Annotated in this window: 12 protein-coding genes; 6 read left to right on the forward strand and 6 right to left on the reverse strand. The window is 29.5% G+C overall.

The genetic code is table 11. The annotated features are described in order from the left end of the window. Window positions 1–107 precede the first annotated feature (107 nt). The 3 genes from HBE96_RS07225 to HBE96_RS07235 are packed head-to-tail and all read right to left on the reverse strand — an operon-like array spanning window position 108 to window position 2,348. Window positions 108–869, reverse strand: a complete 762-nt coding sequence (locus tag HBE96_RS07225; RefSeq protein ID WP_169297085.1) for a lantibiotic immunity ABC transporter MutG family permease subunit — start codon at window positions 867–869, stop codon at window positions 108–110. Window position 870: 1 nt separating this feature from the next. Continuing rightward, window positions 871–1,632 carry a lantibiotic immunity ABC transporter MutE/EpiE family permease subunit gene (locus tag HBE96_RS07230; protein WP_169297086.1) on the reverse strand — a complete coding sequence of 254 codons (762 nt, stop codon included), beginning with the start codon at window positions 1,630–1,632 and terminating at the stop codon, window positions 871–873. Then, window positions 1,632–2,348, reverse strand: coding sequence for a lantibiotic protection ABC transporter ATP-binding protein (locus HBE96_RS07235; protein WP_169297087.1), 717 nt, complete (start codon window positions 2,346–2,348; stop codon window positions 1,632–1,634). The genes HBE96_RS07230 and HBE96_RS07235 overlap by 1 nt, the downstream gene beginning before the upstream one ends. Window positions 2,349–2,773: 425 nt before the next feature. Between HBE96_RS07235 and HBE96_RS07240 the strand changes: the two genes are divergently transcribed. From HBE96_RS07240 to HBE96_RS07265, 6 genes are all read left to right on the forward strand, one after another. Continuing rightward, window positions 2,774–3,454, forward strand: coding sequence for a Yip1 family protein (locus HBE96_RS07240; protein ID WP_169297088.1), 681 nt, complete (start codon window positions 2,774–2,776; stop codon window positions 3,452–3,454). A 190-nt stretch (window positions 3,455–3,644) separates the two neighbouring features. Further along, window positions 3,645–4,745 (forward strand): efflux RND transporter periplasmic adaptor subunit, encoded by a 1,101-nt coding sequence (locus HBE96_RS07245; protein ID WP_169297089.1) that lies wholly within the window; start codon window positions 3,645–3,647, stop codon window positions 4,743–4,745. Beyond that, entirely contained in the window at window positions 4,742–5,449 is a 708-nt protein-coding gene (locus HBE96_RS07250) for an ATP-binding cassette domain-containing protein (protein ID WP_169297090.1), read from the forward strand. Before HBE96_RS07245 ends, HBE96_RS07250 begins: the two co-directional genes overlap by 4 nt. Continuing rightward, window positions 5,449–6,660: an ABC transporter permease gene (locus HBE96_RS07255; protein ID WP_169297091.1), complete on the forward strand. Its 1,212-nt coding sequence runs from the start codon at window positions 5,449–5,451 to the stop codon at window positions 6,658–6,660. Before HBE96_RS07250 ends, HBE96_RS07255 begins: the two co-directional genes overlap by 1 nt. 410 nt (window positions 6,661–7,070) lie before the next feature. After that, entirely contained in the window at window positions 7,071–8,210 is a 1,140-nt protein-coding gene (locus HBE96_RS07260) for an aldo/keto reductase (protein ID WP_169297092.1), read from the forward strand. Window positions 8,211–8,546: 336 nt separating this feature from the next. Further along, window positions 8,547–11,015, forward strand: a complete 2,469-nt coding sequence (locus HBE96_RS07265; RefSeq protein ID WP_169297093.1) for an ABC transporter substrate-binding protein — start codon at window positions 8,547–8,549, stop codon at window positions 11,013–11,015. A gap of 133 nt (window positions 11,016–11,148) precedes the next feature. Here HBE96_RS07265 and HBE96_RS07270 read toward each other — a convergent pair whose 3' ends face one another. From HBE96_RS07270 to HBE96_RS07280, 3 genes are all read right to left on the reverse strand, one after another. Further along, window positions 11,149–12,300 (reverse strand): methyl-accepting chemotaxis protein, encoded by a 1,152-nt coding sequence (locus HBE96_RS07270; RefSeq protein ID WP_169297094.1) that lies wholly within the window; start codon window positions 12,298–12,300, stop codon window positions 11,149–11,151. A 178-nt stretch (window positions 12,301–12,478) separates the two neighbouring features. After that, on the reverse strand, window positions 12,479–13,765 hold the full coding sequence (locus tag HBE96_RS07275) for a S41 family peptidase (RefSeq protein ID WP_169297095.1): 1,287 nt from the start codon (window positions 13,763–13,765) through the stop codon (window positions 12,479–12,481). Window positions 13,766–13,792: 27 nt separating this feature from the next. After that, complete coding sequence (locus HBE96_RS07280) at window positions 13,793–14,518, reverse strand: ABC transporter permease (protein ID WP_169297096.1); 726 nt, start codon at window positions 14,516–14,518, stop codon at window positions 13,793–13,795. Between the last annotated feature and the right edge of the window lie 14 nt (window positions 14,519–14,532).

The following is a 14,532-nucleotide window of genomic DNA, read 5'->3' on the forward strand; positions in this document are numbered from 1 at the left end:
TTCTATATTTAGTAACTCAACTTTCGGATTATATTTATATTAAGTCAAAATTTTGTATGTTCGAAAATTGAGTGAAACTACATAGAATTTATTTTACTAAATTTTAGTTACTTTTGTCTACCTTCCCAAAAATGAAATGAAAGAATATAAATGACAATACAGCAAATTGTCATTACTGTCATAAATGTTATACCTGTAGTTAGTTCACTATATGTATAAGCGGTCAATACTTCTCCCGAAATTTTAAATTGAAATTTAAGTATAAAGTTTACAATTCTCATAGGCCATACCCATGGCAAGAACATCCAAACACCGTCTCCTTGACCTGTAGAAGCTAAAGCAGCAATGATTAAACCAGCAAATCCAGTTACAATACAAACTCCAGTACTAAAATGATAGGCCAAAGCTAAATATAAACTGTAAAGGAAGATAACACTTAAAAATATGAAAAAACCTGTTTTAAAATATAAAAGATAATTAATGTTATTTACATGGATTATACATTTCATTGATATTATAAATAATATAATTGCTAAATAGATAGAAGCTAAACACATTGTAAGAAGCATAAATAATTGACTAACAAAGGTAGTTGCCTTATGAGGCAGTTTGCTGAGCATTATCTGGCAATGCCCAGCTTGTTTTTCTTGATCTGCAATTAATCCGCAAAGAACTGCAGAAATTATTGGAAAGAAAAAGCCAATTGCTTTAAAGAAATAATCAAATAAAGCTAAATCATTTAATTTTCCAAATCTATAAAAGGTCATAAAAATAACTGATAGTAAAGGCAATATAATATGTGTCCATAAAAAAACACCATGTTTATTTTTTAAAAATTCTGCTTTGTAACTGTGCCAAAATGTAATCATACTAACATACCTCACTTTTACTAAATAAATAACTTGTAATAAACACTAATATAAAAAACAATAAAATGCTTAATACAATTCCAACTGGAATAACTGAAGAATTTAATAACGGGCTGTTTGAGTCTAGAGGTAAACAATTAGGGTGTAAGTGGAGTAATGGACATTGCAATCTAAGAGGTATGCTCCATGGGAATAACCACCATAAAGAAGATGGAGCTCTGCTTGCACCAAGTTCTAAATTAGCACCGTAAGTTAAAATTAATAAGATAAAAAAGTTTATTTTTCTACTTAACCATAAGCATAATGGGATTTGCCAAAGTGATGTAATCCAGCTTATGATAATTGATATAAGACAATTATAAAATGGAACAACACTTGCTTCCGTACTAGTAAATGCGATATTTAATATAGTTGTAAGTATTCCTAAAAATAGGGAAGCTATTAATGTAAAAAATGATAAAATTGCAATTTTAGCTATCCAGCTTTTCTTTAAATCAATTGGAAAAGAAAGAATGGTTTTATAGCCTGTACTGCTTTGCTCAATTTTATGAAACATACCTGTAAGAAAAACAACTAAAAGTGGCATCCAGGATAATGACCAATGGTTTATTGAAGTAAAAGCAGATTTACTAGTAAAATATCCAAAACCTAGAAAGTCAAAAATAAGAGCAAGGCTTACACATAACATTGGTATAGAAATTAATAGTTTACGAAGTATAGTTTTTTTTGTTTTTAAATTTTCAGCAATTAAATATTTAATCATTATATAATTCCTCTCTTTTTTCTAGTTTCGTATTCAACTTCCATAAATAAGGATTCTAAATCTTCACCAGGATTGATTTTGCCTTGGTAGCCTAAAACACCGTGACTCATAATTCCCACATAGTCTATAACCTGTTCTACTTCAGCTAAGATGTGACTGGATAAAATCACAGTGATCCCTTGCTCTGGAAAAGATTTTATTAATTTTCGCAAGTCTTGAATTCCTATAGGATCTAAGCCATTAGTAGGTTCATCTAAAATTAATAATTTTGGATGGTTTAAAATTGCAATAGCAATACCTAAACGTTGTTTCATTCCCATAGAGAAATTTTTAGCTTGTTTATCGTAAGTATCTGTCAAATCTACAATTTTTAATACTTCACCAATACGTTTATTTGATAATCCTAAAAGAGTAGTATGAACTTTTAAATTTTCCTTTGCGGTTAGATTTCCATAAATAGGTGGTTGCTCAATTAAAGAACCTATATCTTTTAAATCATTACGATTCCATTTGTGACCATCAAATATAATTTCGCCTGAAGTGGGCTTTAACAATCCTGTTATCATTTTTAGTGTGGTAGATTTTCCAGCTCCATTAGCACCTAACAATCCGTAAATGTGATTTTTAGGAATTGAAAGGGAAAGAGAATTTACCGAATATTCCTTTTTAAATTTTTTTGTTAATTTTTCAGTTTGTAATAAATAATTTTCTTGCATAATTAACGCTCCTTGTTTAATAAAGTTTACAGTCAGTTAAATAACTGCTTTCTTGTTTGCAAAATAAGAATATCAAATAAAAATCAAGATTTTATCAAAAAAGTGAAATTAAATTTGATAAAATCAAGTGATTCTTAGAAGAACTTATCCGCCACTTGAAGAAGGTTGGGTATTAGCAATGGTAGCCATGGAATAAATAAAAAAATTAGAGAAGTATATATTGTTGGAATAATATGAGTCAGAAGACATATTATTTTGTGAATAGTTTTATTTTACTTTTTTGGATAAGTTGATTGATTTTTGTGTTTATACTGTATATGATATATATATACAGTATAAACACGAAGCTTACAATTCTTGCATAATAAATATAAATAGCTAATGTCTGTATAGAAGTAAATTATTTCAAATTAGGAGGAGAATTAATGTCAAAAGAAAGTAAAGATGGAATTTTAAAGACTCTTATTGGTGCTATAATATCACCAAAAGAAACAATGGAGAAAGTTAACCAAAATCCAAAAGTATGGAGATACTTAATCCCCATAACGCTTATTCAATTAATTGCTACCATAGTAGAACTGCCTAAACTTATAACTTATACTATTTCACAAACTCAAGAAATGACAAATGTATCTCAAGCTGCACTTCCAATGATAAAAACAGGAGTTATAATTTCTGTAATATTTGGAGCATTAATTATGCCAGCTTTAGTAGCATTGATATCAAGTGCATTTATTAAACTTGTTGCATCTATTGCAAAAGAAAATGGGAATTTTAAAAACTTATATTGCATAAATCTTCTAGCTTATGTTCCAGTACTGATAGGATTAATTTTAACTGCAGTAATAATGATGTTTACAGAACCACAAAATGTGAAGAATGTTTCCACAAGTTTTACATTATTTTTAAGCTCGTCAGTAGATACAAAGAGTTCCATTTATAAGTTGCTTTCAACTATAGATTTTTTCTATATATGGAGCAGTATATTAGTGGCAATAGGAACTTCAATTGTATTTAAAATGAAGATTAAGAAAGCTGCAATAATAGTTTTTGGAATTTATATTGTTTCAATTATTGTTAGATTTTCAATGCTATTAAGGGTTTAATTTAAAGATATTGTCATTAAATCTTCATAATAGACAAGCTGACATTACATTTTATATAATGTCAGCTTTATGTCTATTTATACAACTTCTGAGAAAAGGTGAATAATATTGTAATAATTGTTATAATGAAGATGTATTGTATTTTTAAATAATCTGCATATTATATTTAGAAAGGTGAGGAAAAAGAAAAATGGAATCTAAATTTAAATTTATAAAGAATAAGAAGAAATTAGGAATTATAGCGGTTGTTCTAATTATAATTGTAATAATAGGAATATCTTCTTATTCAAAAGCTCAAAAATCCCAAGTAAAAAGTGTGAATATATCTAAGGTTATTAAGAAAAATATAGCTCAAAGTACTGTAGTTTCTGGAACTATACAACCTAATTATAGGAATGAAATAACTTTGAGTAATACTCAAAAAGTGTCAAAGGTATTAGTAACAGAAGGACAAGATGTAAAAAAGGATGATGTTTTGGTTCAAATGGATTCATCTGATTATAAAAATGAGTTAAATAAGGTACAAGCAGATTTAAACAATGCTCAAAGTGCAATGTCACAGACACGAGTTCCAGGAGGACAAGACAGAAATGGTAGTGGGTCAATTTCAACAAGTTCTATAAGAGCCCAAATTGATAGCTTAAATGAAAAAATAGCTCAATGTGACATAAAATCTGGCGTAGATGGAAAAGTGGTAAAAGTTGATGCAAAAGAAGGCCAAGTTTCACAAGCAGGTGATAAGATAATAGTAGATGATGATTCAAAGTATAAAGTTTCTATAGATATGAGTCAATATGATGCTATGAAGGTTTCAAAGGGACAAAAGGCTATTGTTAAAGTAAAAGGAAATGACAAAATGAAATATATTGGTTCTGTTACGGATATTGGTGAAATAGCTCAAACAAAAATGAATGATAAAAATGCGCAGCAGGAAGCTAAAGTAAATGTTATAGTAACTCTTAATAGTGCAGGTACAGGTGACAGCATAAAATCAGGATATAAAGCTGATGTAGAAGTTGTATTTAATGAAAGACAAAATGCAATTGTTATGGGCGTGGATAGTATAAAACAAGATAAAGCTACAAAACGAAAGTATGTTTACATAGTAAATTCTGAAAACAAAGTTTCAAAAAAATATATAGGAACTGGAATTGAAACTGATGATACAGTAGAAGTTATAAGTGGTCTTTCACAAGGTGAAAGATATATAACAAATCCTTCCGATTCACTTAAAGATGGTGACATTGTAAAAGATGCTTCAAAGGCTCAAACAGGAGGGACCAATAAGTGATAATTAAATTAGAGAATTTAGTTAAAGTGTACGACACTGGATCAATAAAACTTAGAGCTTTAAAAGAAATTGATTTGCAAATTGAGAAAGAAGAATATGTAGCTATAATGGGTGCTTCTGGGTCTGGAAAATCTACTCTTATGAATGTCCTTGGATGTTTGGACAAACTTACAGAAGGAAAGTATTACTTGGAAGATGTGGATGTGTCTTCACTAGATGATAACAGCTTAGCTGAAATAAGAAATAAAAAAATAGGATTTGTATTTCAAGCTTTTAATTTGCTTCCCAAACTTACAGCTATGGAAAATGTTGAACTTCCAATGATGTATGCAGGAGTACCTAAGCATGTAAGAGAAAAGAAAGCAAAAATAGCTTTAGACAGAGTTGGCTTATCTAACAGAATTCATCACAAACCTAATGAAATGTCAGGGGGACAAAAGCAGAGGGTTGCCATTGCAAGGGCTTTAGTTAATAATCCTTCTATAATACTTGCAGATGAACCTACTGGAAATTTAGATAGTGTTTCAAGTGAGGAAATAATGGGCATTTTTCAAGGGTTGAATGATGAAGGCGTAACCATTGTTATGGTTACACATGAACATGATATAGCCATGCATACAAAAAGAAATGTAGTTTTTAAAGATGGAACTATAATTTCTGACAGTTTAGTTGCAAATAGGACTATAGTTAGGAGGCAGAACTAATGAATGTAGAGGAAGGCTTTAAATCTGCATTACAGAGCATAAAGTCAAATAAATTAAGATCTTTGCTAACTATGCTTGGAATAATAATAGGAATATCTTCTGTAATAACTATAGTTTCTATAGGTGCTGGAGCAAAAGAATATATTGCAGGGGAGTTTCAAGGGGTAGGTAGTAATGTAGTTAATGTGCGTTTAAATCAATCTTCAGATAAATCCATAGAGAGGAAGGACTACTTTACTATGGAGGATATTGATCTTATAAAGGATAAGATACCTGAAGTTACACAAGTTGTTCCAATGCTTTCAGGTGGTGGAAATTTGAAGGTTCAGAATAAATCTAGGCGTGCAGAAATTGTAGCATCAACACAAGGTTATGACAAGCTTTCAGGTATAAAAATGCTCAGTGGAAGATTTTTAAATCAACATGATGTAGATGCAAGATCTAGTGCAGCAATTATAGATGAAAAGACAGCTGGAAAGTTATTTCGTGGAATTGATAATGCAATTGGGGAAGATATTGAGATTACATCGGATAATGGAGAAGTAAATTTTCATATAGTTGGTGTATATAAGGATCCTAATGCAAATTTGGGAGGAGCATCAGATAACGTTCCAGGTGGAGTATTCATACCTATAACAGCAGCAGATAGGTTACTCGCAAACACTGATATTAGTTATATGTCAGTAATGTTATCAGATATGAGTAAAGCAGATAAGATAAGCTCTAGTATAATAAGAATTCTAGAAAGTAAACATCAAAGTAAAGGCATATATGTAGCTGAAAATGGATTTAAAGGACTTGAAGCTGTAACCAAAGGGTTAAGTGTTATAACAACTATACTTGGTGCTATTGCAGCTATATCACTCTTAGTAGGTGGAATAGGTGTTATGAACATAATGCTTGTATCTGTAACGGAGAGAACTAGAGAAATTGGTATAAGAAAAGCAATTGGAGCAAAAACACGTGACATAAAGATACAATTTCTTATGGAATCTATAATACTATGTCTTATAGGAGGAATAATTGGTACCATTTTTGGTATAACTACAGGTAAGATTGTTGGAGCCCTCTTAAAAATGCATATTCCAATATCCATTGGAATAATACTAATAGCATTTGCATTTTCGTCAGCAATTGGAATATTCTTTGGATTATATCCAGCCACCAAAGCAGCAAAATTAGATCCTATTGAAGCTTTAAGATATGAGTAATTTGTAAGTACTTGAATAATTCAAGAAGAAAGTTATGACAACATGAAAAGATGACATGGTAAAATGTATGTATTATTAGATAAATTATTTATACGAAATGCTTTTTATAGATAAATTAATGGAATTTATTAAATGAGTTTTATGTAAGCCTGTTATGTAGCAGGCTTATTTTTTTATTTTAGTAGGAATTTAAAAATTTTTTTCTGAATATATATTTCTTATACTATAAATAAGTAGATTAGAATTTTATATAGTACTTTTATTACTAATATAAATATGTTTTATAAAATAAGAGTATAAATATTGTTATAAGCTAAGGTAAGTTATTATAATATTTGAATAAAAACAATCGTCATAAATAAGTTTTGTCTAATCTTAAAAATTAACTATTTACTTAATGGGGGGATATTATGTTATATAGAAAGTTCGGAAAGACCAATGAAATGGTTTCAATTTTAGGATTTGGATGTATGAGGCTTCCGACTATTAAAGGAGAAGATACATCTAATATTGATGAGGAAAAAGCAACAAAGTTAATTCGCTGGGCAATTGATAATGGTGTGAATTACATAGATACTGCTTATCCTTATCATGGAAAAGGTATGGAAAAAGGTGGAGCAAGTGAACCGTTTGTAGCCAAAGCATTGAAGGATGGTTATAGAGAAAAAGTTAAACTAGCTACAAAACTTCCAAGCTGGCTTATAGAAAATAGAGAAGACATGGATAAATACTTAGATGAGCAATTAAAAAGGCTTGAAACAGATACAATAGATTTTTATTTAATACACAGTCTTAATAGTACAATTTGGGATAAGTTAAAAAAGGCTGGTATTGATGAGTTTTTGGATAAAGCTATAGAAAGCGGAAAAATAAAATATGCAGGCTTTTCATTTCATGATAAATTGGATACATTTAAGGAAATAGTAGATTATTATAATTGGTCATTTTGTCAAATACAGTACAATTATTTAGATGAAGAGTATCAAGCTGGAACAGAAGGGCTAAAATATGCTGCAAAGCGCGGTCTTGGAATTACTATTATGGAACCACTTAGAGGTGGTAAGCTGGTTAATAATCTTCCACAATCAGCAAAAGATATATTTAATGAAGCGGAAATAAAAAGAACACCAGCTGGGTGGGCTCTTAAATGGGTGTGGAATCATCCAGAAGTATCAGTTGTTTTAAGTGGCATGAATGAAATGGAACAAGTTATAGCAAATGTGAAAACAGCAAGTGAAGCTGAAGCAAATTCATTAACAAAAAAAGAATTAGAAACAATTGATGAAGTTAAGGCTATTATTAAGAAGAAAACTAAGGTTAATTGTACAGGTTGCAAATATTGTATGCCATGTCCTTCAGGAGTAAACATTCCTATGTGTTTTACCATTTATAATAATTATTATATGTTTGGTGAAAAAGAATATTATGATTCACTTGAGCCTTACGAAAAAGCATCAAACTGTGCAGAATGTGGTAAATGTGAAGAGCATTGTCCTCAAGGCATTAAAGTTCGTCAGGAGCTTAAGAATGTGAAATCAATATTTGAATAGGACTTAAAAATTTTATAATATTATGTTATGCAGAAAGGAGGGGAGATCTAACCCTCTTTTTTCTATGTGATATATCAACACTTTTGTGTAATAGAACTATATTTTGAGAAGATTTATAAGTATTTATTATTAATAAATTAAAATATTAAGATTTCTAACAGGTATAGGATAAAGATTAGAAGTTTTGATGTTCTTTTATGTGGATTAATGTAGGAATTTAATTTAAAAATTAACCTTTTTATTAAAATATGGGATTTATATCTGTCTAATTTATGTAACTTTGTGGTATAATTTTTACATAAAGCTTTATTTTTACATTAGCGTGGGGGGATAACGATGTTAGGTTGGAGAAAAAATAGCCACAAGTTAACTGAAAATACTGATAAACAGGGGGATATTAGCAATATGAGAAGCAGCGGATTAAGTTTATTAAAATGTAATCAGGAATGCATAGTAACCAGAATAAACGAAAAAATTCAAGAAACTGGTTTTGCAACTGAAAATTTAATATCATTAACACAAAATATTGCTGAAAATGTAGAAGTACAAATGGAATCAATAGAAAAGGTGGTAAATGAAGTAAATAATTATTCAGCTTTGGCAGAAGAAGTCTGTGCAAGTACTGAAAATTCAAAACAAATAGCAGAAAAAACAATGGAAATAGCTGAAGAAGGCAGTAAAGCGGCTGATAACTCCATACAGGCTATGACTGATATTAAAGAATCAGTAAAAGCTGTTAAAGAAGTTGTAAATGATTTAAGTTCAAAAGCAGAGCATGTAAATGAGATGCTTACAATTATAAAGGATATAGCGGATAATACAAACTTATTATCCCTAAATGCTTCTATTGAGGCAGCAAGAGCTGGAGAAGCTGGTAAGGGTTTTGCAGTAGTTGCTAATGAGGTTAAAAATTTGGCTCAAAGAAGTTCTGAGTCAGCACATCAGATTTCATGTACCATTAGTGAGATAAATTGCAGTATAGATAAGACTATAGCTGCTATGGATAAAAGTATAGAGAAAGTATTAGAAGGAAATGAAATTGCAAGTAATACTAAAGAAGTATTTGATAATATAATAAATGCAGTGGGCACTACCAGTAATGTAGCTGAAGAAATTAATACTGCAGTTTCAAAACAAACAAAAAGTTTAGAGACTATCATCTCTTCAACAGAAGAAATGAACAAAACTTCAGAAAAAGTTATGGAAATGGTAGAAACAACATCATTAAATACTCAATATACAAAAACTGCTTTAAATGTCCTTTCTGATGTGTCTAAAGATCTTAAAAGTATATCAACTAAACTTCTTGGAAAAATTCAAGTTGAAGACAAAAATGAATCAGTAATTAAAACTTTTCTAAGTGAAGCTCCTTTAGAGTATGATCCACAATTAGCTTTTGATGCACAAAGCGGGCAAATTTTATACAATGTTCATGGTGGATTATTATTGATTAGTTCAACAGGGGAAATTACTCCAGGAATTGCTAAAAGTTGGTATGTTGAAGATGACAACTTAACATGGGTGTTTAATTTGAGGAGAGGTGCAAAATTTCACAATGGAAGAGAAATAACTGCTGAAGATGTAAAATATTCTTATGAAAGACTCTTAAGTCCTTCATTAAGATCTCCTAATGCTTGGTTTTTGGAGCAAATTGAAGGTGCTGAAGAATATTTAAATGGACAAGCAAGAGAAGTGAAGGGAATAAATGTAATTAATAGATATAGAATTTCTCTTAAACTTACATGTCCGTACAGCGGATTTTTGCTTAATTTAGGACAATATATTTGCTGTATACTGCCTAAAGAAGATGCGGAAAGAGGAAAGTTTACAGGCTGTGGACCATATATTATAGAAAGCATAGAAAAGGAAAAGTGTACATTAACTGCATTTAAGGATTACTTTGGGGGAACAGCATATGTAGACAAAGTTATTATAGAATTTGAAGGTAAGCGAGCTGCTGAGAGTTTTATTAATAAAGATTGTGATTTTATAACAATAGATAATAAGAAACAGATAGATAAATTATCGAAAGCTCAAATTTCCAATATAGAATACAAAAGTGTTATGGGAACTTATTATGCTGGATTTAATCTTAAATCTAACTCTATTTTTGCACGGGATAATGAAATTAGACGCGCATTTAATTTAGGAGTTGATAAAAAAAGAATTATTAATGAAGTTTTAGGTGGGCTTGGGGAAGAAGCTTTAGGACCTATGCCTCCTAATATGATTGATAATGGATATTTATCAGATTCCAGATATAATCCTACACTAGCAAGAGAAATTTTAAATAGAAAGCGCGGATTGATAGGAAATGCAAAACTTAGAGTTTTAATTAGAGATGAAAGTAGTGAATCTACTTTTAATAAAATAACTCAATTTATTATAAATGATCTAAAAAATATAGGAGTTGAATGCATTTTAGAAAAGGTAAGTCCAGATAAGTATTTAGAACCTGAGTCAATTAATAAAAGTGACTTATTTTTAAGCAGGTGGCTTTCGGATACTGGAGATATGGACAATTTTCTTGAGCCAATGTTTAATCCAGCTAATGTTACTGATTTCACTGGATATAGTAATTCAAAAGTAACAAACATGATGAACAATGCTAAAGAAATAATAAATCCTCATAAGAGAATAGAAATGTATAAAGAGTTACAGAAGATAATAGTTAAGGATGCTCCATGGATATTTTTATATCATCCACAGGTTGGATACGTCTCAAGGAAAGGAATTATAGGATTAAGAGTTAGTCCACTTGGAATAGTTAGATATGAAGATATAATTATGGAGAGTGTAAAATAGCATAAAAGATAAAACACTCAACTTTTTTGAGAGGACAAAGGACAATTGACAGAGGACAGTGAAGGAGGATTTTTCTCCGTTACACTACGAAAAATCTTTAATTTAAAAGAAAGTTGAGTGAATTATTTTTGTTTTATAAGTCTTTTGCAATATTCTCTAATTCAGTTGCCATAGCTGATAATTCTTCAACACTAGCAGAAATCTCTTCTGTAGCAGAAGCTTGTTCTTCACTTGCTACTAAGGATTCACCACTTTCCTTACCAATTTCATTTATTTTATTTTTTATCTCTTCAGTTAATACTTTAATTTGAGGTACAGTTTCTTTTGATTGTGTGGATAGTTGTCTAATTTCATTAGCTACAACTGAAAAACCTCGTCCCAGTTCTCCTGCACGTGCTGCCTCTATGGAAGCATTGAGCCCAAGCATATTTGATTGACTAGCTACTGAAGAAATAAATTCAGAAATACTATTTATTTTTTCTAAAACTTCACCAACAGAACTTACATGATTATATAAGTTTTGTCCATTTTCATGTATATTTGTTGCACTGGAAGCCAGCTGTTCAACAGTTGCAGCTATACCATTTAAACTTGTCGATAAATTTCCAGCAATACCTTTTAATTTGCTGGAAGCACTTTTAGGAACCACAACACCAAGGGTTGCTACTATATTTTTACCTGTATCTTCATCATATAATGGATGATTTGCTACATAAACAGGAACACCATAACGCGCTGCATCTATTTCTCTTACCTGAGCTTTTCCAGAATGAATAGTTTGATATGCAATGTCTGTTTCCTTTAATTCATAACCTACATGCATATTAGGTAAAGTAAACTTTTTAGAACCTTGAACATATGCTATTTTAGTTAAATCGGACATATATAGAAAAGATCCTTCTGGAAATAGTTCAGTCACTATAGATGCAAAATTTGGAAAGCTGGCGGCAACTGGATGAAGCCTTGGTAGTATTATAGAAAATGCACCTACTGATGTATCTGAATCATCAACAAGAGGGACTGCAATGGTAATTAATCTTTGTCCATATTTTTCTCTTGGTACCTTTTCATTTAGAATTTTTCTTTCATTCATAGCTCTTACGGCAATAGCAGTTTCAGATACATTGGAACCTTCTTTAAATATATCCATATCAAACTTTTTTGAAGCTACTTTCCACTTTATTGTACGATTTTCAATGAATAGAAACATTATGCCAGTTGAAAATGCTTCAACTTCTAATTCGGCAATTAATTTTAAAACGTCCTCATGTTTGATATTAATCATAATATCCTCCTTATAACAATAATTCTAAATTTAGATAAAATTCTGATACTTTTATTTAATTATATCAAAATTCTACAATCAAGTACAAGATTTTATTATACATATCTTAAATATGAAATTAAGAAGTAATAAATTTTTACTATAAAATATTGTTTAATTTTGGAGGATATGTTTGAAACTACTGTAAATTCAATATATAATCTAAAACAGGATCTTTCTTATTTACATAATCTTTTATGGATATTTCAATTGTCTTATCTGGTATAAAAGTGTTTAAGTTACCATCCATACTGCCTTCTTTATTACTTTCATTAAGTTCATCAGCTTCATTAAACTGTGTAGAATATCCTAGCTCTATTTTTGAATTAGGAAGAGTAAGATGTTTCACAGCACCATAATGACTAGGCTTAGCACTAGTAGATTCACCTACAAAGGTTGCATTAGTTTGTTTCTTTAAAAGAACTGTGTCAACCATAGCTGCAGAAAAGGTCCTTCTTCCAACTATAACAAATAAACTATTTTTATTATTTAGCTTATTATTTTTTAATTTATCTATTATAGGAGTTATATACTTATCTTTACCACCTCCATTATCTCTCATATCAATTACAAATTTATCTACAGGATGATTATCCATAAACTTTAACATGTCAGCTATAAAATCTTCTATTTTAGGAGTTTTTTCGTCATTATCTAGTAAACACCTATTGTATTTAAAATATAAAGTTTTTTCTTTTTCTAAATACTTGTACCAATAGTTTGACTCTGGTTTTTGCATATATAAAGGATAGGAGCTGTCATAGGACTGATTTACAATTAGCTTGTCACCTTTGCCTCTATCTATAGCTTTTATATTAATATCAAAGCTTTCTCCCTTATCATTTTCAAAGGTAAATACTGCTTTTTCTATATCTTTAGTAATTTTAATTCCATGAAGAATTTCAGGATTTGATAAATAATTAGGTATACTTTTTTTAATCATTCCTTCATTTTCAGCAACAATTAAAGGAATAATTGCTTGTTTAACTTTTTCTATATCTATTCCGTTAATCTTCACAAGCTTTAAGTAAAGAGCCTCTTTATATTGACTAGTGGTATTAATTACATATATTCCATCCTTAAAGTAATAAAATTGTATAGGATATGTTTTAGAAAATTCCTTATAAGCAGTGGAGTGTGCATCTCCAATAGACGCCATTATTTTATAGATTCCAGCTACAATCTCATCATCGTTTGATTTATCTACAGAGTTTTTCAAGTTGCTTATATCCTTATGAAATTGTTCTTTACTAATTTTAAAAAATAAATTTGTATGCTTTTTAGGAAGAGCTTCTTCTAAATAACTTAAATCTTTTTTCCACTTAGCATTTCTATCTCCACCTAAATATTGGGATTCGCAGCCAGTAGAAAATATAATTGAAAAAATTAAAACAAAACAAAAACTAATTTTTATAAATTTACTCATTGTTGAACTCCTTTTTGTATAAAAAATCTAATCTATCTCTTTCTTATTGAATTCATAGATACAAATTGGCATAAATATAATAAAACAAAAGACTGTAGAAAATATAATATGATTAAGATTAATATCTTTATTAAAGTAAAAATATTGTGTAGAAATATAAGGTGCCATTAAAGGAATATAGTCAGCATAAGTGAAATTCATTCCTATAAAACCTGCTGTTATGAAGCTTAATATACCGTACACTGTTGGCATTATAATATTTTTAGTGATATTTCCAATTAATATTGGAATTGGAATTAATAAAAATTGAAATAGCATGGAAACTATATTAGCCTTTATGTAATTTATTATAGAAGCATATGAAGGCACTATTCCATTTGCTATGTAGTAACTTAAACCTACAGATATACATTGAATAGAATAAACTAAAAAAATTAATGCATATATTGTAATCAATTTTGATATAAGAAGTTTCATTCTACTAATTGGATAAGAATATAATATGCTGGCAGTTTTATCTGTAAATTCTCTAGAGAATATATATCCAGCTATTAAAGAAAATAAAACTGGATTTAATATTACAAGATTCATCTGTTCTATATTACATGCAAATTTTTCAAAGGGCATACTTATACCGATAACTAAATTTCCAATTATCATAAGTATACTCATAACTATTCCAGCAATTAATGCTATAGATGAAATATAGGATTTTTTTAACTTTAAAAATTCTGAATATATTATATTTAACATTTAAATTCCTCCGT

Source organism: Clostridium muellerianum (genome assembly GCF_012926525.1).
Classification (GTDB): Bacteria; Bacillota; Clostridia; order Clostridiales; family Clostridiaceae; genus Clostridium_AM; species Clostridium_AM muellerianum.

What these genes read in the sequence shown, in the direction of transcription:
- HBE96_RS07280 (WP_169297096.1), bottom strand. Translation starts at nt 14,518, where the DNA reads ATGTTAAATATAATATATTCAGAATTTTTAAAGTTAAAAAAATCCTAT.
- HBE96_RS07255 (WP_169297091.1), top strand. Translation starts at nt 5,449, where the DNA reads ATGAATGTAGAGGAAGGCTTTAAATCTGCATTACAGAGCATAAAGTCA.
- HBE96_RS07265 (WP_169297093.1), top strand. Translation starts at nt 8,547, where the DNA reads ATGTTAGGTTGGAGAAAAAATAGCCACAAGTTAACTGAAAATACTGAT.
- HBE96_RS07270 (WP_169297094.1), bottom strand. Translation starts at nt 12,300, where the DNA reads ATGATTAATATCAAACATGAGGACGTTTTAAAATTAATTGCCGAATTA.
- HBE96_RS07240 (WP_169297088.1), top strand. Translation starts at nt 2,774, where the DNA reads ATGTCAAAAGAAAGTAAAGATGGAATTTTAAAGACTCTTATTGGTGCT.
- HBE96_RS07275 (WP_169297095.1), bottom strand. Translation starts at nt 13,765, where the DNA reads ATGAGTAAATTTATAAAAATTAGTTTTTGTTTTGTTTTAATTTTTTCA.
- HBE96_RS07225 (WP_169297085.1), bottom strand. Translation starts at nt 869, where the DNA reads ATGATTACATTTTGGCACAGTTACAAAGCAGAATTTTTAAAAAATAAA.
- HBE96_RS07235 (WP_169297087.1), bottom strand. Translation starts at nt 2,348, where the DNA reads ATGCAAGAAAATTATTTATTACAAACTGAAAAATTAACAAAAAAATTT.
- HBE96_RS07260 (WP_169297092.1), top strand. Translation starts at nt 7,071, where the DNA reads ATGTTATATAGAAAGTTCGGAAAGACCAATGAAATGGTTTCAATTTTA.
- HBE96_RS07245 (WP_169297089.1), top strand. Translation starts at nt 3,645, where the DNA reads ATGGAATCTAAATTTAAATTTATAAAGAATAAGAAGAAATTAGGAATT.
- HBE96_RS07230 (WP_169297086.1), bottom strand. Translation starts at nt 1,632, where the DNA reads ATGATTAAATATTTAATTGCTGAAAATTTAAAAACAAAAAAAACTATA.